Annotated in this window: 21 protein-coding genes; 9 read left to right on the top strand and 12 right to left on the bottom strand. The window is 56.1% G+C overall.

What is annotated here, in order from left to right; translation table 11 throughout:
* Positions 1 to 41 precede the first annotated feature (41 nt).
* A complete protein-coding gene (locus tag EGY08_RS29345) occupies positions 42 to 1241 on the top strand; it encodes a sugar transporter (protein WP_004119840.1) in 1200 nt (399 codons plus the stop codon).
* A 73-nt stretch (positions 1242 to 1314) separates the two neighbouring features.
* Here the strand turns inward: EGY08_RS29345 and EGY08_RS29340 are convergent, their stop codons facing one another.
* Positions 1315 to 1983, bottom strand: coding sequence for a MarC family NAAT transporter (locus tag EGY08_RS29340; protein WP_004119839.1), 669 nt, complete (start codon positions 1981 to 1983; stop codon positions 1315 to 1317).
* Positions 1984 to 2243: 260 nt separating this feature from the next.
* Between EGY08_RS29340 and marR the strand changes: the two genes are divergently transcribed.
* From marR to marB, 3 genes are read left to right on the top strand one after another with little or no spacing between them, the layout of a single operon-like run.
* On the top strand, positions 2244 to 2678 hold the full coding sequence (gene marR / locus EGY08_RS29335; RefSeq protein WP_004102349.1) for a multiple antibiotic resistance transcriptional regulator MarR: 435 nt from the start codon (positions 2244 to 2246) through the stop codon (positions 2676 to 2678).
* Between the two features lie 17 nt (positions 2679 to 2695).
* A complete protein-coding gene (marA, locus tag EGY08_RS29330; protein WP_004102351.1) occupies positions 2696 to 3076 on the top strand; it encodes an MDR efflux pump AcrAB transcriptional activator MarA in 381 nt (126 codons plus the stop codon).
* Between the two features lie 30 nt (positions 3077 to 3106).
* Positions 3107 to 3325 carry a multiple antibiotic resistance protein MarB gene (gene marB, locus EGY08_RS29325; protein ID WP_004119836.1) on the top strand — a complete coding sequence of 73 codons (219 nt, stop codon included), beginning with the start codon at positions 3107 to 3109 and terminating at the stop codon, positions 3323 to 3325.
* 31 nt (positions 3326 to 3356) lie between these two features.
* On the opposite strand, the gene eamA is transcribed toward marB, so the two are convergent.
* Positions 3357 to 4256, bottom strand: a complete 900-nt coding sequence (gene eamA / locus EGY08_RS29320; protein WP_004119834.1) for an O-acetylserine/cysteine exporter — start codon at positions 4254 to 4256, stop codon at positions 3357 to 3359.
* Positions 4257 to 4448: 192 nt separating this feature from the next.
* On the opposite strand from eamA, the gene ydeE reads away from it, so the two are divergent.
* Entirely contained in the window at positions 4449 to 5642 is a 1194-nt protein-coding gene (gene ydeE, locus EGY08_RS29315; protein WP_004119832.1) for an efflux MFS transporter YdeE, read from the top strand.
* A 117-nt stretch (positions 5643 to 5759) separates the two neighbouring features.
* Entirely contained in the window at positions 5760 to 6230 is a 471-nt protein-coding gene (locus EGY08_RS29310; protein WP_004119829.1) for a helix-turn-helix domain-containing protein, read from the top strand.
* 132 nt (positions 6231 to 6362) lie between these two features.
* Here EGY08_RS29310 and urtE read toward each other — a convergent pair whose 3' ends face one another.
* The 7 genes from urtE to EGY08_RS29275 form a co-directional block, all read right to left on the bottom strand.
* Entirely contained in the window at positions 6363 to 7061 is a 699-nt protein-coding gene (gene urtE, locus EGY08_RS29305) for an urea ABC transporter ATP-binding subunit UrtE (protein WP_049115158.1), read from the bottom strand.
* Positions 7062 to 7070: 9 nt separating this feature from the next.
* On the bottom strand, positions 7071 to 7868 hold the full coding sequence (gene urtD / locus EGY08_RS29300; RefSeq protein WP_004119825.1) for an urea ABC transporter ATP-binding protein UrtD: 798 nt from the start codon (positions 7866 to 7868) through the stop codon (positions 7071 to 7073).
* Complete coding sequence (gene urtC / locus EGY08_RS29295; RefSeq protein ID WP_004119822.1) at positions 7868 to 8941, bottom strand: urea ABC transporter permease subunit UrtC; 1074 nt, start codon at positions 8939 to 8941, stop codon at positions 7868 to 7870. Before urtC ends, urtD begins: the two co-directional genes overlap by 1 nt.
* Complete coding sequence (gene urtB, locus EGY08_RS29290) at positions 8941 to 10515, bottom strand: urea ABC transporter permease subunit UrtB (protein ID WP_123829318.1); 1575 nt, start codon at positions 10513 to 10515, stop codon at positions 8941 to 8943. The genes urtC and urtB overlap by 1 nt, the downstream gene beginning before the upstream one ends.
* 84 nt (positions 10516 to 10599) lie before the next feature.
* Complete coding sequence (gene urtA, locus EGY08_RS29285) at positions 10600 to 11871, bottom strand: urea ABC transporter substrate-binding protein (protein ID WP_004136305.1); 1272 nt, start codon at positions 11869 to 11871, stop codon at positions 10600 to 10602.
* A gap of 176 nt (positions 11872 to 12047) precedes the next feature.
* Positions 12048 to 13151 (bottom strand): cobalamin-independent methionine synthase II family protein, encoded by a 1104-nt coding sequence (locus EGY08_RS29280; RefSeq protein ID WP_123829317.1) that lies wholly within the window; start codon positions 13149 to 13151, stop codon positions 12048 to 12050.
* Between the two features lie 148 nt (positions 13152 to 13299).
* Positions 13300 to 13692 carry a rhodanese-like domain-containing protein gene (locus EGY08_RS29275; RefSeq protein ID WP_123829316.1) on the bottom strand — a complete coding sequence of 131 codons (393 nt, stop codon included), beginning with the start codon at positions 13690 to 13692 and terminating at the stop codon, positions 13300 to 13302.
* Positions 13693 to 13759: 67 nt separating this feature from the next.
* Here EGY08_RS29275 and ftrA point away from each other — a divergent pair, with 67 nt between their 5' ends.
* A complete protein-coding gene (gene ftrA, locus EGY08_RS29270; RefSeq protein ID WP_123829315.1) occupies positions 13760 to 14770 on the top strand; it encodes a transcriptional regulator FtrA in 1011 nt (336 codons plus the stop codon).
* A 135-nt stretch (positions 14771 to 14905) separates the two neighbouring features.
* Positions 14906 to 15001, top strand: a complete 96-nt coding sequence (mgtS, locus tag EGY08_RS29265) for a protein MgtS (protein WP_049089018.1) — start codon at positions 14906 to 14908, stop codon at positions 14999 to 15001.
* A 276-nt stretch (positions 15002 to 15277) separates the two neighbouring features.
* On the opposite strand, the gene EGY08_RS29260 is transcribed toward mgtS, so the two are convergent.
* Complete coding sequence (locus EGY08_RS29260) at positions 15278 to 15583, bottom strand: DUF596 domain-containing protein (RefSeq protein WP_117077365.1); 306 nt, start codon at positions 15581 to 15583, stop codon at positions 15278 to 15280.
* Between the two features lie 78 nt (positions 15584 to 15661).
* Positions 15662 to 16465 (bottom strand): hypothetical protein, encoded by an 804-nt coding sequence (locus tag EGY08_RS29255; RefSeq protein WP_200483175.1) that lies wholly within the window; start codon positions 16463 to 16465, stop codon positions 15662 to 15664.
* A 335-nt stretch (positions 16466 to 16800) separates the two neighbouring features.
* On the opposite strand from EGY08_RS29255, the gene EGY08_RS29250 reads away from it, so the two are divergent.
* The gene (locus EGY08_RS29250; RefSeq protein ID WP_004119801.1) at positions 16801 to 17079 is read left to right on the top strand and encodes a hypothetical protein; all 279 of its coding nucleotides are present in this window, start codon (positions 16801 to 16803) and stop codon (positions 17077 to 17079) included.
* A 144-nt stretch (positions 17080 to 17223) separates the two neighbouring features.
* On the opposite strand, the gene EGY08_RS29245 is transcribed toward EGY08_RS29250, so the two are convergent.
* Complete coding sequence (locus EGY08_RS29245; RefSeq protein ID WP_123829314.1) at positions 17224 to 18255, bottom strand: methionine synthase; 1032 nt, start codon at positions 18253 to 18255, stop codon at positions 17224 to 17226.
* Between the last annotated feature and the right edge of the window lie 2 nt (positions 18256 to 18257).

Raw genomic sequence — 18257 nt, 5'->3', positions numbered from 1 at the left:
ATCGTCCCACTTCTTTCCTCTTTGTAACCAGCCCTGAACTTATGATGACAAATACGGTTTCACGCAAGGTCGCGTGGCTTCGCGTAGTCACGCTTGCGATTGCGGCATTTATCTTTAATACCACCGAATTTGCACCCGTGGGCCTGCTGTCGGACATCGCCGACAGCTTTGGCATGGAAACGGCGCAGGTGGGGATCATGCTGACGATCTACGCCTGGGTTGTCGCCCTGATGTCGCTGCCTTTTATGCTGCTGACCAGCAAGATGGAACGCCGTCGCCTGCTGGTTGGCCTGTTTATCCTGTTTATCGCCAGCCACGTGCTGTCGTTCCTGGCCTGGAACTTCAACGTGCTGGTGATCAGCCGTATCGGCATCGCCTTCGCCCACGCGGTGTTCTGGTCGATCACCTCCGCGCTGGCTATTCGTATGGCCCCGCCGGGTAAACGGGCACAGGCGCTTAGCCTGATTGCCACCGGTACCGCACTGGCGATGGTCTTCGGCATCCCAATCGGCCGTATTGTCGGGCAGTATTTTGGCTGGCGCACCACTTTCCTGGTCATCGGCCTGGGGGCGCTGGTCACCATGGTTTGCCTGATCAAGCTGCTACCTAAGCTGCCGAGCGAGCACTCAGGGTCGCTGAAAAGCCTGCCGGTGCTGTTCCGCCGCCCTGCGCTATTGAGCATCTATTTGCTGACGGTCATCGTGGTGACCGCGCACTATACCGCCTACAGCTATATTGAACCGTTCGTCCAGACGGTGGCCGGGCTGAGCGGCAACTTCGCCACTCTGCTGCTGCTGACCCTGGGCGGTGCGGGGATCGTCGGCAGCATCCTGTTTGGTAAACTCGGCAACCTGCATGCTTCCGGGTTGATTAACGCCGCGATTGGCCTGCTGCTGGCGTGTTTGCTGCTGCTGCTGCCCGCCTCGCACAACGCCAATCACCTGATGCTGCTGAGCGTCTTCTGGGGCGTGGCGATCATGATTATCGGTCTCGGTATGCAGGTGAAAGTGCTGGCGCTGGCGCCGGACGCCACCGACGTGGCGATGTCGTTGTTCTCGGGGATATTTAATATCGGCATCGGCGCGGGCGCGCTGGTCGGCAGCCAGGTCAGCAGCCATCTGTCGATGGCGTCTATTGGCTACGTCGGCGCGATCCCAGCCGTTATCGCGTTAATCTGGGCGGTGATGATTTTCCGTCGCTGGCCGGTATCGCTGGAAGATCACCAGCCGCATCACTCCTGATAGTTCGGCGTAAAAAAAGCCTGCCGGTTGCAAAATCGGCAGGCTTTTTTATTTTTCCGTCGACGCAAAGTCGTCAGGCGTGATAAGTCGAAATAATCTCCAGCACGCCGTTAATAATAAACTGCACGCCCATGCAGACCAGCAGGAAGCCCATCAGGCGCGAAATCGCCTCAATGCCGCCCTTCCCGACCAGACGCATAATCGCGCCAGAACTGCGCAGGCAGCCCCAGAGGATAATCCCGACCAGGGCAAAAATAATCGGCGGCGCCACCAACACAACCCAGTCCGGGAAGCTCGCCCCGTGCTTTACCGTCGACGCTGAGCTGATAATCATCGCGATTGTCCCCGGCCCGGCGGTGCTTGGCATCGCCAGCGGAACGAAGGCGATATTGGCGGTCGGTTCATCCTCGAGCTCTTCCGATTTCAGCTTGGCTTCCATCGAATCGTGGGCTTTTTGCTGTGGAAACAGCATGCGGAAGCCGATAAAGGCGACAATCAGGCCGCCGGCAATACGCAGACCAGGAATCGATATTCCGAAGGTGTTCATCACCACCTGTCCGGCATACCAGGCGACCATCAGGATGGCGAACACATAAACCGAGGCCATCAGCGACTGACGGTTACGCTCGGCGTTGTTCATATTCCCGGCCAGGCCCAGGAACAGCGCTACGGTAGTCAGCGGGTTCGCCAGCGGTAGAATCACCACCAGCCCCAGGCCTATCGCTTTAAAAAGATCCATCATAGAGAATTAAGGTCCTGTAAATATTGGATTAGCAAAAAATGAGGCGTACTGAGTATATCGTCTGGGGTCAGATTGTACCCGTTCTCCGCAGAACGCATTCACCACTCCATCAAATCATAAGACAACAACGCGAAATAGAGTGACCTGCATCACATCAATTCGTTTTAGCAAATCGTGGCATCGGGCAATTCATCAGGTTGACTTATATTTGCCTAGGCAATAATATCTCCCGCAACTAAGTCATTGCCTGGGCAACCATTGTGAAAAGTACAAGCGACCTGTTTAACGAAATGATCCCCCTTGGTCGCTTGATCCAAATGGTTAACCAGAAAAAAGATCGCCTGCTCAACGACTATCTCTCGCCGATGGATATTACTTCCACCCAGTTCCGGGTGCTCTGTTCCATTCGTTGCGAAGTGTGTATTACCCCCGTTGAGCTGAAAACCGTGCTTTCGGTCGACCCAGGCGCAATGACGCGCATGCTCGACCGCCTGGTCTGTAAAGGCTGGATTGAACGGTTACCCAACCCGACTGACAAGCGCGGCGTGCTGGTACAGTTAACGCCAGACGGCGCAGCCCTTTGTGAGCAATGTCATCAGGTTGTGGGTCAGAAATTGCACCAGGAACTAACAAAAAATCTGTCGACGGATGAAGTGGCCACTCTTGAGTGTTTACTCAAAAAAGTTCTGTCGTAATAAGAAGAGGTAAGATGATGTCCAGACGCAATAACGACGCCATCACTATCCATAGTATTTTGTCGTGGATCGAGGATAACCTGGAATCGCCCCTGTCGCTGGAGAAGGTTTCAGAGCGCTCAGGTTACTCCAAGTGGCACCTGCAAAGAATGTTTAAGAAAGAGACCGGTCACTCGCTGGGACAGTATATCCGCAGCCGTAAGCTGACCGAGATCGCGCAGAAGCTGAAGCAGAGCAACGAGCCTATCTTATACCTGGCCGAGCGCTACGGTTTTGAATCGCAGCAAACGCTGACGCGAACTTTTAAAAACTATTTCGATGTTCCGCCGCACCAGTACCGTATTACCAATGTACCGGGCGAGTCGCGCTATCTGCTCCCACTGAACAACTGTTGTTAACCGCCTGCAAAAAGACGTATTGAGGAAATAATGAAACTATTCGCTTCCGCCGCCATCGTGCTACTGGCGCTGGCCTCAGGCCAAAGTTACGCGGAGCAAACCAGCACTCCTGTTCGTCACAACAACCGGGATGCGATGATTATTCCTTCCGAACATAACGATTCGCCTTTTGATTTCAATCACATGGCTTCAGGCAGTGATAAATCAGATGAACTGGGCGTGCCCTATTACAACCAGCAAGGCCTGTAAATCCCTTTAGCCCCGTTACCGGGGCTTTTTTTTACCCCCGCGCCACGCCCGGACGCGCGATCCGCAGGCCAAACACGTTGATATACAGCCCGGCCAGAATCAGTACCGCCCCCAGCAGCTGCAGGCTGTTCAGCGTCTCGCCGAGCAATAAGGCGGCGCTGGCCATCCCGACAACCGGCACCAGCAGCGACAGCGGCGCCACGCGCCAGGTCTCATAGCGGCCGAGCAGCGCCCCCCAGATCCCGTAGCCGATGATAGTGGCAATAAACGCCAGGTATAGCAGCGACAGGATCGTCAGCAGGTCGATATGCAGCAGGCTTGCCGCCATGACCTGCGGACCGTCGAGGATCCACGACGCCAGCATAAACGGCAGCACCGGAATCAACGCGCTCCACACCACCAAAGACATAATCGGCGGCCGGCTCGCATGCGACATAATTTTCTTGTTGAAGATATTGCCGCAGGCCCAGCTCAACGCCGCGGCCAGCGTTAGCATAAAGCCCACCAGCGGCACGTGCTGGCCGCCGAGGCTGGCTTCGACCAGCACCAGCACGCCGAAAATCGCCAGCGCGATCCCCGCCAGCTGTTTCCCCTGCAAACGTTCGCCGAAAATAAACGCCCCGAGAATGATGGTGAAAAAGGCCTGGGCCTGCAGCACCAGCGATGCCAGCCCGGCTGGCATGCCAAGACTGATCGCGCAGAACAGAAACGCAAACTGACCGAAGCTAACCGTCAGGCCGTAGCCCAGCAGCAGGGTTAACGGAATTTTTGGTCGCGCGACGAAGAACAGCGCCGGGAAAGCCACCAGCAAAAAGCGCAGCCCGGCAAGCATCAGCGGCGGCATATTATGCAGTCCCATTTTGATCACAACGAAATTCAGCCCCCATACCACCACCACTAGCAATGCCAGCAGTCCGTCTTTACGCGTCATACCCGCCTCGGTTGTTATTGGAATTTTTGTGAACAAAATCAAAGTAACGAATAATTCGCCCGCCGCATAGATCATTATTTTCGGTAGGGCGCTGACGTGCTTTTCATTACCGATGGGAACTATACAAGCCTCGGTTAGCGTGCTATTTGTGATCGTGACAACAAAAATAACATCATATCAGGCAAGGAAAAAATGATACCGACTCTCAGGCGCTCAACCGCAGCGCTGCTGGCTTCGTCGTTGCTGTTAACCATTGGCCGTGGCGCAACGTTACCTTTTATGACGATCTACCTCACCCGTCAGTATCAGCTGGAGGTGGATAAAATCGGCTATGCGCTGTCGAGCGCGCTGATCGTTGGGGTGCTGTTCAGCATGGGTTTTGGCATTCTCGCCGATAAGTTCGATAAAAAGCGCTATATGACGCTCGCCGTGCTGGCGTTTATTGGCGGTTTTATCGCGATTCCGTTGGTTAACAGCGTCGCGCTGGTGGTCTTTTTCTTCGCGCTGATTAACTGCGCCTACTCCGTATTCTCAACCGTGCTGAAAGCGTGGTTCGCCGACGTACTCTCGCCGGCGAAGAAAGCGCAGATATTTTCCCTCAACTACACCTTCCTCAACATTGGCTGGACCGTCGGGCCGCCGATCGGCACCCTGCTGGTCATGCACAGCATTAACCTGCCGTTCTGGCTGGCGGCCGGCTGCGCCGCCCTGCCGCTGGTATTTATTCAGCTGTTTGTTCAGCGCGCCAGCGCCGCGGTTGCTCAGGATAACGCGGTTCAGTGGTCGCCGTCGGTGCTGCTGCGCGATCGCGCTCTGCTGTGGTTTACCCTCTCCGGCCTGCTGGCCTCTTTTGTCGGCGGTTCGTTCGCCTCCTGTATTTCCCAGTATGTGCTGGTGGTTGCCGATAGCGACTTTGCCGAAAAAGTGGTTGCCGTGGTGCTGCCGGTCAACGCCGCCGTGGTGGTGGCGTTGCAGTATGCCGTCGGCCGGCGCCTGACCGCTCGTAATATTCGCCCGCTAATGACCTTTGGGACGGCCTGTTTTGTGATCGGACTGGGCGGATTTGTCATTTCCGATAATAGCCTGCTGCTGTGGGGCGTCTCCGCCGCCATTTTTACCCTCGGGGAGGTTATTTACGCGCCGGGTGAATATATGCTGATCGATAACATTGCGCCGCCGGGCATGAAAGCCAGCTACTTTTCCGCCCAGTCGCTGGGCTGGCTGGGAGCGGCGTTTAACCCGATGCTGACCGGGACGATTTTGACTCACTTACCGCACTGGTCGCTGTTTGCGATATTGATGCTGGCTATTATCGCCGCATGGCTGATGATTTTCCGTGGGATGAACGTTCGTCCGTGGAACGGCAGCGCGGTCGCCAGCGCCTGAGGTCAGGCGCCGTGCGGTTGTCAGGTTGCTGTCGCGTCCCTGTCGGGTTCCGATCGTGGTGACCGACAGCCCGCTCGATAATACTCCATCTCAGGTTTTCACCCGGAGATAGAAACAATGAACAATAGCAATCAGGTTAAACAATTACGTTTGCAGCGCGCCTGGTCACAGGAGCAGCTTGCCGAACTGGCCGGCGTGAGCGTGCGCACCATTCAACGCATCGAGAACGGCGACCGCCCCGGCCTGGAGACGCTCAGCGCGCTTGCGGCGGTGTTTGAAGTCAACGTCGCCGAGATTAGCGGCGAGTCGCCGGAGGGGCATGAGGAGTCGCTGGATTTACGCATTGAGGAAGCCAAAGCGCGCGTCGAATGCGAGAGCCGTTTTTTCCGTTCTCTGACGGTAGCTGTCGTCGTCTGCGTTCTGCTGGCGCTGCTAAACTGGCTGACCGGCGCAGACAGCTACTGGTCCGCATGGGTGGCCATCATCTGGGGGACGCTGCTGGTGGTTAAAGGGTTACGCCTGTTTGTCTTTGGCGAATGGATCAATAGCTGGCGTCAGGCGCGTCTGCAGCGGCTGCTGCGCAAATAACCCTCTGCGCGCTTTTTCCCGGGGGGCGGCGCTCGACGCGCCTTGCCCGGGCTACGGGCCAGCAGACTGCTGTATACCTGTAGCCCGGCTAAGCGCAGCGCGAGCCGGAGGGAGGCCGCCATCCGGGAAGGGTTAAATGGTGACCATCCCGCGGACGCCTTCGGCTTCCATATCGCGGCCGTTACCTTGTTGAATAATCGCGCCGCGCGACATCACCAGATAGCGATCCGCTAAACCTGCGGCGAAATCATAGAACTGCTCCACCAGCAGAATCGCCATATCCCCGCGGTTCGCCAGCTGGCGAATAACCTCGCCAATCTCCTTAATCACCGACGGCTGAATGCCCTCCGTCGGTTCATCAAGAATCAACAGCTGCGGACGGCTGGCCAGCGCCCGACCAATCGCCAGCTGCTGCTGTTGGCCGCCGGAGAGGTCGCCCCCGCGCCGCTGCTTCATGGTTTTGAGCACCGGAAACAGCTGATAAATCTCTTCCGGCACCGCCCGCGCGTCGCGGGCGGGAAAGCGGGACAGCCCCATCAGCAGATTCTCCTCGACCGTCAGGCGTGGAAAAATCTCCCGCCCCTGCGGCACGTAGGCGATCCCTGACTGTACCCGCTGATGCGGTTTGCGGTGGGTGATATTCTTCTCCTGCCACCGCACCTCGCCGCTGCGCGCCGGGATCAGCCCCATCAGACACTTCAGCAAGGTGGTTTTCCCCACCCCGTTGCGTCCGAGCAGACAGGTGATTTCGCCCTGGCGGGCGGCAAAATCCACCCCGCGCAGAATGTGGCTGCCGCCATAGTATTGGTGTAGTTGATTAACCTGTAGCATCCGCGCTCCTTAACGTCCGAGATAAACTTCAATCACCTGTTCGTTGGCCTGCACTTCCCTCAGCGATCCTTCCGCCAGCACCTGCCCCTGATGCAGCACCGTCACCCTGTCGGCGATGGTCTCGACAAAGCCCATATCATGCTCGACCACCATCAGCGAATGCTGCCCGGCCAGGGTGCGGAACAGCTCGGCAGTATATTCCGTCTCCGCATCGGTCATCCCGGCGGCGGGTTCGTCCAGCAGCAGCAAATGCGGCTCCTGCACCAGCAGCATGCCGATTTCAAGGAACTGCTTTTGCCCGTGCGACAGCAATCCCGCCGGTCGATAGCGTTCGCCCTCAAGCCGCAGCAGGCGCAGGGTATCGCTGATTCGGTCAGCCTGCTCGCTGTTCAGACGGGCCCGCAGACTGGCCCACACCGACTTGTCGCCTTTCATTGCCAGCTCCAGGTTTTCCGCTACCGTCAGCGCCTCAAAGACCGTCGGTTTCTGAAACTTGCGCCCGATGCCCTGGCGAGCGATCGCGATGGGATCGAGGGTCGTTAAGTCCACCGACTGATCGTAAAGCGCCCTGCCGCTCTGCGGCCGGGTTTTACCGGTGATCACGTCCATCAGAGTGGTTTTCCCGGCGCCGTTCGGCCCGATCACGCAGCGTAGCTCGCCGACGCCAATCTGCAGCGACAGGTTGGTCAGCGCCTGAAAACCGTCAAAGTTGACGTTAATCTCTTCCAGCTGTAGCACCGGATCGGTTTGCTCGCGAAAACGGTCCGTCGGCAGCTGGCGGGTGAAGAGCTCTTCATCCAGTTGCATCAGCGATCTCCTCTACGCAGCAGGCCAATGACCCCACGCGGTAAAAATAGCGTCACGATAATAAAAATCAGCCCAAGAAAGAGCTGCCAGTACTCCGGCATCGCCATGGTGAAATAGCTTTTCGCGCCATTGACCAGGCCTGCGCCGAGCACTGGACCGATTAAGGTTCCGCGTCCCCCGAGCGCCACCCAGATTGCCGCTTCAATAGAGTTAGTTGGCGACATTTCGCTGGGGTTGATGATCCCGACCTGCGGCACGTACAGCGCCCCCGCCAGGCCGCACAGTACGGCTGAAAGGGTCCATACCAGCAGCTTAAAGCCGCGCGGATCGTAGCCGCAGAACATCAGGCGGTTTTCCGCATCGCGTACCGCCGTCAGCACGCGGCCAAATTTACTCTGCGCCAGCAGATAGCCGATCCACAGGGTGAGCAGCAGCAGCAGCACCGTCGCCATAAACAGCGCCGCCCGGGTGCTGATGGCGGTGACGGAGAAACCGAGCAGCGTGGTAAAGCCGGTAAAACCGTTGTTCCCGCCAAACCCGGTTTCGTTACGGAAAAACAGCAGCATCCCGGCGTAGGTCAGCGCCTGGGTCATGATCGAAAAATAGACGCCTTTGATTTTTGAGCGAAAGGCAAACCAGCCGAACACCAGGGCCAGCAGACCGGGCACCAGCACCACCAGCAGCATAGCCCAGGCGAAATGCTGGGTGCCCCACCAGAACCACGGCAGTTCGCTCCATGATAAAAACGACATAAAGGCCGGTAATCCGTCGCCCGCCGCCTGGCGCATCAGGTACATGCCCATGGCGTAGCCGCCAAGGGCAAAAAAGATCCCGTGGCCGAGCGAGAGCATCCCGGCATAGCCCCAGACCAAATCCAGCGCCACGGCGACAATGGCGTAGCAGAGGATCTTGCCGGTCAGCGTCAGCAGCCAGGTGGAGACCGCCAGCGGATGCGAGGCCGGCAGCAGCGCCAGAAACGGCATACTCAGCAGGCCCAGCAGCAGCACAACGCCGAGCCAGCGTAGCGGGCGCGGCGCTTTACGCGCCAGCGTTAAGGTAATAGGTTGGCTCATTAGTCAATAACCCTCCCTTTGAGGGCGAACAGTCCCTGGGGACGTTTCTGGATAAACAGGATAATCAGTACCAGGATCAGGATCTTGCCCAGCACGGCCCCCATCTGCGGTTCAAGGATTTTGTTAAAGATCCCAAGACCAAACGCCGCCGCCACGCTGCCGGCCAACTGACCAACGCCGCCGAGCACCACCACGAGGAAGGAGTCGATAATATAGCCCTGGCCCAGCTCCGGCCCGACGTTGCCGAGCTGCGACAGCGCGACGCCGCCCAGCCCGGCAATACCCGAGCCGAGGCCAAACGCCAGCATATCGACGCGTCCGGTCGGCACGCCGCAGCAGGCCGCCATCGCGCGGTTTTGCGTCACCGCCCGCACGTTCATCCCCAACCGGGTCTTGTTCAGCGTCAGCCAGGTAAAGAGCAGCACCAGCAGCACAAAAGCCAGCACCGCCAGACGGTTCCACGGCAGAATGAGATTCGGCAGAACCTGCACGCCGCCGGAGAGCCACGCCGGGTTAGCCACTTCAACGTTCTGCGCGCCGAACAGCATCCGCACCAGCTGGATGAGCATCAGGCTGATGCCCCATGTAGCAAGCAGCGTCTCTAGCGGGCGGCCGTAGAGATGGCGGATCACGGTGCGTTCCAGCGCCATGCCGATACCGCCGGTCACCAGGAACGCCACCGGCAGTGCAATTAACGGATAGAAGGCCAGCCACTGCGGAGCCAGCTGCGCCAGCGCCTGCTGCACCAGCCAGCAGCTGTAGGCGCCAATCATCAGCATCTCACCGTGGGCCATATTGATCACCCCCAGCAGACCGTAGGTGATGGCCAGGCCGAGCGCGGCGAGCAGCAGAACGGAGCCGAGAGAGAGGCCCATAAAAGCCTGGCCGAGAAGATCGCCCAGCAGCAGGCGATGCTGGATTTTGCTCAGGCTCTCCTGGGCCGCCGCGCGAATCGCCGGGTCTGGCTCATGTTGCGCATCGGTATACGGCGTCAGCAGCGCCTGGGTTTCAGGGTCGCCGGAGTGGCCGAGCAGCGCGATGGCCGCCAGCCTCTGCGCGGGCTGCGGGCTGGCAAGCTGTAAACGGGCCAGCGCAATTTCCAGCTGCGATTTCACCGCGCCGTCGCTTTCCGCCGTCAGACGCTGCTGAAGCAGACCCGCCATCTCTGGCGTGGCCTCGCGCTGAAGGGTTTTCACCGCCGCAGCCCTTTCAGTGACGTTGTCACTTACCAGTAGATGCGTCGCCAGCGCGCCAGCCGCCAGGTTACGCAGGCGGTTGGTCAGGCGTACCGGTTTTGTCACCCCCTCGGGAGCCGCAACCTCGCCCAGCGCCAGCAGCTTTTCCCCCTGCTTGCTGAAGGCATGACCGTCGCTGTCCGATTGTAATGTTTCGCTCTTCAGCGCCCGCAACAGCGGTAAACGCGAGGCTTCGGGCGCGGCGGCCCACCGTTCAAGCAGCTGAGCCTGCTGGCTACGATTGGCCGCCACAAAATCGTCGGCGTCCGCTGCCTGCGCCCGCCACGGTAGCAAGACCATGAGCAGCGCGAAGTAACACATGAGGCGCAATGCGTTCATGGTCGTTCTCCTTTTCGGGGAAATCCGGGCTTTGGGCCCGGAGGACTGAGTCAATCACCCCAGCGCAGCGCCGGGGTCTGGCGCTTAGTTGCTGGCGGTTTTCACCGGGTGATCAGGCTTTTTGTCATTACCGGCAATCCACGGGCTCCACGGCTGGGCGCGTACCGGTTCTTCGGTCTGCCAGACCACGTTAAACTGGCCGTTGCTTTCGATTTCGCCGATCATCACCGGTTTATGCAGATGGTGGTTGGTGGCATCCATGGTCAGGGTAAAGCCTGACGGCGCCTTGAAGGTTTGCCCGGCCATCGCTTCGCGCACTTTGTCTACGTCGGTGGTGCCCGCTTTGGTCACCGCCTGCGCCCACATGTGCAGGCCAACCCAGGTCGCTTCCATCGGATCATTGGTTACGACGGTATCGGCGTTCGGCAGCTTATGGGCTTTGGCATAGGCACGATAATCCGCGACAAATTGTTTGTTGGTAGGGTTATCAACGGATTCGAAGTAGTTCCACGCCGCGAGGTTGCCCACCAGCGGTTTGGTATCAATGCCGCGTAGCTCCTCCTCGCCCACGGAGAAGGCCACAACCGGCACGTCTGTCGCTTTCAGGCCCTGGTTGGCCAGCTCTTTATAGAACGGGACGTTGGAATCGCCGTTGATGGTAGAAACCACTGCCGTTTTGCCGCCGGCGGAGAATTTCTTGATGTTGGCGACGATAGTCTGATAGTCGCTATAGCCGAACGGGGTATAGACCTCTTCGATATCTTTATCCTGAATCCCTTTGGCGTGCAGGAAAGCGCGGAGAATTTTGTTGGTGGTGCGCGGATAGACGTAGTCGGTACCCAGCAGGAAAAAGCGTTTCGCCCCGCCGCCGTCTTCGCTCAGCAGGTATTCTACCGCCGGAATCGCCTGCTGGTTTGGCGCCGCGCCGGTGTAGAACACGTTCGGCGACATCTCTTCACCTTCGTACTGTACCGGGTAGAAGAGCAAACCATTCAGCTCTTCGAATACCGGCAGAACCGATTTACGCGATACGGAGGTCCAGCAGCCGAACACCGCCGCCACCTTATCCTGGGTCAGCAGCTGCCGCGCTTTTTCGGCGAACAGCGGCCAGTTTGACGCCGGGTCCACCACAACCGGTTCCAGTTTTTTACCCAGTACGCCGCCTTTGGCGTTGATGTCGTCGATAGCCATCAGGGCGACATCTTTCAGCGGGGTTTCAGAAATCGCCATCGTCCCGGAAAGCGAGTGCATAATGCCGACTTTAATGGTGTCGGCGGCATAAACCTGCAGGGAGAAGCCCATGCTGATAACAGAGGCGGAGAGAGCAAAAGCTTTTAATAATGTACGACGCTGCATGTGTGTCACTCCTGAATAGCGCAAAGACAAAAAATGAATTAACGACTAACCGGAAGTGATAAGGCAAAAACAATGCCAGGTTGCGGAATACCCTGAAAGCGCGGCGGAATATGGGGGAAATAAAAGAGGGGGCGCCGCGTTGCCTTAAAATAGTGCAACGCTGCGCTATGAAGAGATTACCAGACCTGTGCGGCGATGCCGGTAACCAGACGGACTTTGTCCCACTGCTGGGCTTCCGTCAGGGAATTCCCCTCTTCGGTGGAGGCAAAGCCGCACTGCGGGCTGAGGCAGATCTGCGCCAGCGGGACGTACTGCGCCGCCTCCTGCAGTCGAGCCTTCACGCCTTCCGGGTTTTCCAGCTCGCCGTTTTTAGTGGTGATCAGCCCCAGCACCACCTGCTGATGGCCGGGACGAATATAGCGCAGCGGCGCGAAGTCGCCGGAGCGGTCGTTATCATATTCGAGGAAAAACGCGTCGATGTTAACGCCGCCGAACAGCACTTCCGCAACCGGCTCGTAGCCGCCCTCGGAGATCCAGGTCGAGCGGAAGTTACCGCGACACACGTGCAGGCCAACGGTCAGATCCTCCGGCTTCCCTTCCAGGGCCTTATTCAGAACGCGGGCATAGATGCGCGCCAGTTCATCCGGGTCTTCGCCGCGATCGCGAACCTGCTGACGCTGCTCATCGGAGCACAGGTAGGCCCAGACGGTGTCATCGAGCTGTAAATAGCGGCAGCCCTCATCGTAGAAGGCGCGAATGGCGTCGCGCCAGGTGGTCGCCAGGTCATCGAAATAGTCGGCGAGGTCCGGATATACCGTCGCGTCAATATCTTTGCGCCCGCCGCGGAAGTGCAGCACGCTCGGGCTGGGAATGGTCATTTTCGGCTGCGCGCTGCCGCTGACGCTCTTCAGATAGCGAAAATCTTCCAGCATCGGGTGATCGCCGAAGGCCAGTTTACCGGTGACGCGAACCCCGTGCGCTTTGGTCTGTACCCCGTTGAACTGGATACCTTTTTCAGAATCGTAGCGCTCAACGCCCTGTAAACCGTCAAAGAAATCAAAGTGCCACCACGCGCGGTGAAACTCGCCGTCGGTCACCACGTGCAGCCCGCACTCGCACTGCTGCTGCACCAGATCGCGAATCGCCTCATTTTCTATCTGCCGCAGCTGCTGTGCGTCAATAGCGCCTGCGGCCAGCTGCTGGCGGGCCTGTTTGATGGCGTCCGGACGTAAAAAACTGCCGACGATATCTGCGCGGAACGGGGCCTGCTGACGTTGCATGGTGTCTCCTTAGCGGTGGGCAAGGTAGTTGCCCACCGTGATAGTTCATTATTTGAATTTTTAGACTTCTGGATGTCTATATGTCCAGATACTGGCATGCGGAGGATTCATCGGCAAACGACAATATTTCATGGCACATGAAATAAATTCATTTTGCGAAGGGCAAGCCTTCATCTTCCCAGCCGGTCAAACCGCCGAGCATCATTTTGACCGGACGCCCCAGTAGCGCCAGCTTCATGGCGGCGACGTCCGCCCCGTTGCAGTGCGGCCCGGCGCAGTAGACCACAAACAGCGTCTCCTGAGGCCATTGCGCCATTCTGGCTTCATCAATCTGCCGGTGCGGTAAATGCAGGGCACCCGGGAGGTGGCGACGGGCAAAGGTTTCCTCACTGCCGACGACGTGTAGCAGAACAAAATCCGCTTCTCCTTCGCGCATCGCGCTGTAGACATCGGCGCAGTCGGTCTCGAGGCTTAGCTTATGACGAAACCAGGCGGCAGCGTCGGTAGAACTGGCGGGGGCAATAGCGGTTACAACACTCATGGCATCTTCTCCTTGTCTGTGATACCACTACTTTAATTAACCGCCTGCGCGACATCTGCCGAGAACTATGACTGAAAACGCTGAAATCATGACAATTCCACCCGTGACGTTGTCACAACATCGGGTCGTTGCCTTGGCCTACGATGGCCTGTGTACTTTTGAATTTGGCGTCGCCGTCGAGATCTTTGGCCTGCCGCGCCCTGAGATGGGCGAACGCTGGTATCGTTTTGCCGTGGCCGCCGTCGACGAAGGCGTGCTGCGGGCGACCGGCGGGATTCGGCTGATGACCGACGGCGGCATGGCGCTGTTAGGCGAAGCGGACACCATCGTGGTGCCGGGCTGGCGCGGTATCGACTCCCCTGTGCCGCCGCGGCTATGCGAAGCGCTGGTCGCCGCCCATGCGCGAGGCTGCCGGATCATTTCTATCTGCTCCGGGGTTTTCGTTCTGGCCGCCGCCGGGCTGCTGAACGGCCGCCAGGCGACCACCCACTGGCGCTATACCGACCAGCTGCGGGCGCGGTTTCCGCAGATTGAGGTGGTCGATGACGTGCTGTACGTCGGCGCCGAAGGCGTCATGACCTCCGCCGGCAGTGCTGCGGGTATCGATTTATGTTTGCATCTGGTGCGCGAGGACTTTGGCGTCGACGCGGCGAATCTTGTCGCCCGACGTCTGGTGGTTTCCCCCCATCGCGACGGCGGGCAGGCGCAGCAGATTGTTCGCCCGGTGGCTAAAGCGCGAGAGAGCCAGCGGCTGGGGCAATTATTTGATTTTCTGCATCAGAATCTCGCCGCAAGCCACACCGTGGCATCGCTGGCGGCAAGAGCCGGCATGGGCCCCAGGACTTTTTTGCGCCGTTTCGAAGACGCCACCGGCAAAACCCCTGCCCGCTGGCTGCTTGACGAGCGCCTTCAGCGCGCCACGCAGCATTTAACCCACAGCCGGCTGAGCGTTGAACACATTGCCGAGCTTTGCGGTTTCTCAAACGCCAGCACCCTACGCCATCACTTTCGCCAGCAGTTTGATCTTAGCCCGTTGCAGTACAGAAAGAAGATAATGGTGGACAAAAACGTAATGTGATTTATCGCCAGAATAGTCACGCCGGGCAATTTGTTAAGCATTTGTTTAGACTAGTCGGGCTAAGATGTATCCAACAACCGTAAACCCGCTCAATGAGGACAACATAGCGCATAGCAAAACTAATGGAGGTTAATCATGCTGGGAAATATGCATGTATTTATGGCGGTTCTGGGAACCATCGTGTTCTTTGGATTTCTTGCCGCGTATTTAAGCCACAAATGGGATGACTGATGAACGACGATAATCCTCACCCGTAAACGCCCCCTGCTGCCGATGCTCCAGGGGGCGTTCCTTTTTTGGCTAGTTCTCTACGAAACTCATATCCGTCGTTTTCCTGTAGACCCTGACTCAAGACGATCTTTCCATCAGCGTTGGGTACTAACTTAATTGTTATCATTACGGTATATATCAATCCTATTTTCCAGGTTTTACTTACCCTGTTTTCGATGGGAAGATCATGATATCCTTCCCGTATTAAAGGGCAGGTAGAATGTTAAAATATCTTTACTAAGTCCAATCCTGATAGTCGTCTTCATGAATCCAGACAATTCCAGCCGGACAATTTTCACTTAGAAACCAAAATCCCTCAAATGCATCACAATTCATATCATCCTCAGTTTTAGGAAATGCCCTTTCAAAAACCTCGATCTGCTTGTCGATGCTTCCAGGGAGAAACTTCCCGTGGCGAGCAAGTTTGATCTCACCATCTTCCAATAAACGCCAAATGAACCAGATATAAAGCGCTTTTTCTTCTTGATAAGTTAGCTTATAGGCGCCATCAACACTATCTGGGTCGATATTTTTCCATAACATAGTCGTAGAAGCCCCTCGCAGTAACTCTTTCCGATCCTGATATTGTTCTTCGGTTAAATATGTCACTGTACCTCTCCCCTATCTAAAATTCACTTCAAATCTATTCAATGATGTCTTAGAGACAGATTTAATATCAGCATTCCCAATGATTTCAATTGTCCATCTTGCTCCAGTTATCTCTGAGGAAGTTGAAAAATTTCGAATGTTGATTGTTTGATTATCGTTTATTTTTGCATACATCAGCCTCCCTTCAGAAAGAACGCTCTCTTTAAATGAGATTCCACTAGTTAAAGATGTAGCAAAACTAATAATTTCATCCTCAGTCAATTTTTCTGAAGCAAAAACTTTAGTCCTACCCCTTGTGTCACTCCCTCCGGGGCCCAAAACTTGCTGTGAATATTTCCCAAAAACATTTAATTCAGCGTTTGGATTTTGTTTATTAAAAACACCTACTAATTTGGCAGTGTTATCTCTTTGCAGGCTTTTGACATAATCTGCCGTTTTCGTAGAAAGATTAGCCCCGGAGGCTGTTTCACCTTTGATAAAGCTGGCAACAGGCTGGGTATTGAACCTTTTAGTTTGGTTAAACTCATCGAAAACGTTCACCAGTTGGCGGAGCATGTCGCGCTGCTGCTGCGTCTGTTCCAGCAATGCCTTTTGTTGTTGCTCAATGGCATTCTGGTCCGCAGGACTCAGGGGCGCTGCCGGGAGGGCTGTGGCCGTGAGACTGGCCAGCAGAAGCCCATACCTGGGAAATGACATACACAACATCAAAAACTCCGTTTTCTGAAATGTTATGAAATCAAATGTAATGATTTGTAATCTGATGTCCATTTGATTTTCACATTTATTCGATATTTGCGCCGAAAACTCAGCCTTCATGATGTGAAATTAATCTTCACCTTAAATACAAAGTATTGTTCGATAGATCTTATGCATGCGACAAGCAGCGGATTTTTCACGCTGCCAGGGCATATGGTTGGGTTATCTATATTTGCTGATAGCGGGTTTGAATGAAAACACGAGGCGACAGGATGTATTAACCGTCTTTCTCAGAGCTCATAGTCACTAGCAGCAGGCAGTAAGGACCATCTGGATTCCATACCCAAATGGTCCTTTCGGAGCCAACGATCGTGTCCGCATCGGCTAATGCCGATCGCAGGCTGGTTCTTGATGAGCTATGTTATGCTTTAAAAAACACGGACAAGGAACGGCACATGCATATCAATACCAAAATGAGGATTGCGGCCCTTTTATACCTTATGGCCGCGTACGCCGTTGCCCTGCCGGCGATTGCGCTGTTTACAGATCTGGTGATAAACGGTGGCATTATTGATATGTGGAAAGGCGCGTATTCATTTGTCGACCTGCTTGTCCGGCGTAAAATGCTTTATCTGCAGTTTGCCGGGCTGGGCGCTATTCTGGGCTTTATCTACTGGCTGTTCTTCTTTAGAAAATACCGCCATTACGATCCACTGGATAAATATTTTAAGTAACTACCGACGCTGTGTATGGGTATTTCCCTGCAGAGAACTACTCCGTGAGACATTAAACCAGAGCCAGAAGCAGCGCCGCTGCCGCTGTAGCATTCGCTGGACATCTACCAGCAACGGCGATGCTTTTCGGCCCTGTGCCAGAGGCTATTTTCCCTGGAGCTCCCTGCGGATAATCTCCACCCCGGCGCTTAACGCCTGCAGCTTGCCTGTCGCAACCCGACGCGATAATGGCGCCATGCCGCAGTTGGTTGAAGGATAGAGCTTGTCTGCATCCACAAACTGCAGCGCTTTACGCAAAGTCGCGGCGACCTCCTCCGGCGTTTCAATTGTATTGGTTGCCACATCTATGGCTCCAACCATGACTTTTTTACCGCGAATCAGCTCAAGCAGATCCATAGGCACCCGCGAGTTATGGCACTCCAGTGAGATAATATCGATGTTGGATGTTTGTAGCTTAGGGAACGCTTCTTCATATTGGCGCCACTCCGTTCCCAACGTCTTTTTCCAGTCGGTATTGGCCTTGATGCCGTATCCATAGCAGATATGGACCGCGGTTTCGCATTTAAGCCCTTCAATCGCCCTTTCTAACGCCGCGATGCCCCAATCATTGACCTCATCAAAAAAGACATTAAAGGCTGGCTCATCAAACTGAATAATGTCGACGCCGGCGGCCTCCAGCTCTTTGGCTTCCTGGTTAAGTATCTTCGCAAATTCCCAGGCCAGTTTTTCGCGGCTTTTATAATGAGCGTCATAAAGCGTATCAATCATGGTCATGGGCCCCGGCAGCGCCCATTTAATCGGTTGTTTGGTCAACTGACGCAAAAAACGCGCATCTTCAACGAATACCGGTTTTTGTCGCTCAACGGCCCCTACCACGGTTGGTACGCTCGCGTCGTAGCGATTGCGGATTTTAACAACTTCGCGTTTTTCAAAATCAACGCCGCTGAGATGCTCAATAAACGTGGTGACAAAATGCTGACGCGTTTGCTCGCCATCGCTGACGATATCGATACCGGCGCGCAGTTGGTCGAATAAGGACAAACTCAGCGCATCTTTTTTGCCGTCGATTAATTCCTGATCGTGTAATTTCCAGGCAGACCACAGTTTCTCCGGCTCAGCAAGCCAGGAGGGTTTCGGTAAGCTGCCGGCTGTTGAAGTGGGTAATAATTTTGTCATTA

The organism is Klebsiella sp. FDAARGOS_511 (genome assembly GCF_003812845.1).
GTDB lineage: Bacteria > Pseudomonadota > Gammaproteobacteria > Enterobacterales > Enterobacteriaceae > Klebsiella > Klebsiella grimontii.
This window is presented reverse-complemented; position numbering and strand designations above follow the sequence as displayed.